Raw genomic sequence first — 1,545 nt, 5'->3', positions numbered from 1 at the left:
GGCGGCGGCCAGCACGGTCACGGCGAGCGCCCCGACCAGCCAGAGCACGAGCACCAGGACCGCGTGCGCGACTCCGATGCTGCCGCCGGCGATCAGCGAGCGGAACGCCTCCACCGTCCAGGTCAGCGGCAGCACCCCGTGGATCGCCTGGAAGAAGGCGGGCGCGGTCTCGACCGGGTAGGTGCCTCCGGCCGAGGACAGCTGCAGCACGATCATCAGCAGCGCCAGGAACCGGCCCGGAGCGTCCAGCAGCGCGATCAGCGCCTGGTTGATCGCCACGAAGGTGAGGCTCGTGAGCACGGCGATCCCGATCAGCCCGGGCAGGTTCGACGCCTCGACGCCCACTCCGAAGCGGATGACGAGCGCGGCCAGGACGCCCTGGGCGACCGCCATCAGCGCGCCGGGCAGGTAGCTGCGCAGCGCGATGACCCAGGCGGGACGGCGCGCGGCGAGGAGGCGGGAGCTGAGCGGGGCGCTCATCAGGTAGAAGGCGAGCGCGCCGACCCAGAGCGCGAGGGCCATGAAGTAGGGGGCGAGGCCGTAGCCGTAGGACGGCACGCGGTTCATCCGCTCGGCGTCGATCCCGACCGGGGCGGCCGCGACGGTGCTGAGCTCCTGCGCCTGCTCGCCGGTGTAGGTGGGCACGTCGTCCGCGCCGTCCGAGAGCTTCGTGTCGAGGGTGCGCGATCCGGAGGCGAGCGAGTCGATCCCGTCGGCGAGGTCCTGCGAACCGGTGGCCGCGTCGGCCGAGCCGGTCGCGGCGGTCTCGGCGCCGTCCGCGAGGTCCGAGGCGCCCGTCGCGAGGGCGGCCGTCCCGGAGGCGAGGTCGGAGGCGCCGGCGGCCGCGGAGGCGATGCCGCTGGTGAGCGGGCCGATCGCGCCGGAGAGGGTGTCCACTCCGCCGGCGACCTGCGCGGCTCCGCCGTCGAGGGTCGCAGCTCCCTGGGCGAGGGCCTGCGCACCGGTCTGCAGCTTCTGGGCGCCGTCGGCGGCGGAGGTCGCCCCGGTGGCCAGAGCGGCGGTGCCGGTCGCGAGGTCGGCGGCTCCGCCCGAGACCGTGGCGGCACCGGCGGCGAGCGCCGTCAGTCCGCTGCCGTCGTCGCCGACGAGCGCGGTCGCACCGGAGGCGAGCGTCTGCGCGCCCGCGTCCGCCGAGGCGGCTCCGCCCGCGAGAGCGGCCGCACCCTGCTCGAGGGCGGTCAGCTCGGCCACGCGCTGGGCGTCGGACAGCGAGTCGTACCGCGAGAGCAGGGAGGCGAGGCCGGAGTCGACTCCGGTCGCTCCGGTGGCGAGTTGCGGAGTGGCGGTCGCGAGCGCTCCCGCGCCGGTCGCGAGCTGCTGGGCTCCTGCGAGGGCCTTCCCCGCTCCGTCGGAGAGGGAGGCGGACCCGGTGGCCAGCGCCTCGGCGCCGGACGCCGCCGAGGCCGCGCCGTCCTTCAGGGTCGACGTCCCCGCGGCGAGGTCGGTGGCGCCCGAGGCGAGCGACGCCGCTCCGCCGTCGAGCTGCTGGGCGCCGTCGGCGACCGTGCGGGCTCCCGTGTCGAG

The 1,545-nt window shown here is 76.4% G+C and carries 1 protein-coding gene; it reads right to left on the bottom strand.

Annotated elements, in window-relative coordinates; genetic code table 11:
- On the bottom strand, positions 1-1,545 hold a 1,545-nt coding region (locus tag C5C82_RS17035; protein ID WP_181134474.1), incomplete at both ends, for a YhgE/Pip family protein.

The organism is Rathayibacter sp. AY1D5 (assembly GCF_002932515.1).
Lineage (GTDB): Bacteria > Actinomycetota > Actinomycetes > Actinomycetales > Microbacteriaceae > Rathayibacter.
Note: the sequence above shows the minus strand (reverse complement) of the source record. Positions and strands in the feature narration are given on the sequence as shown.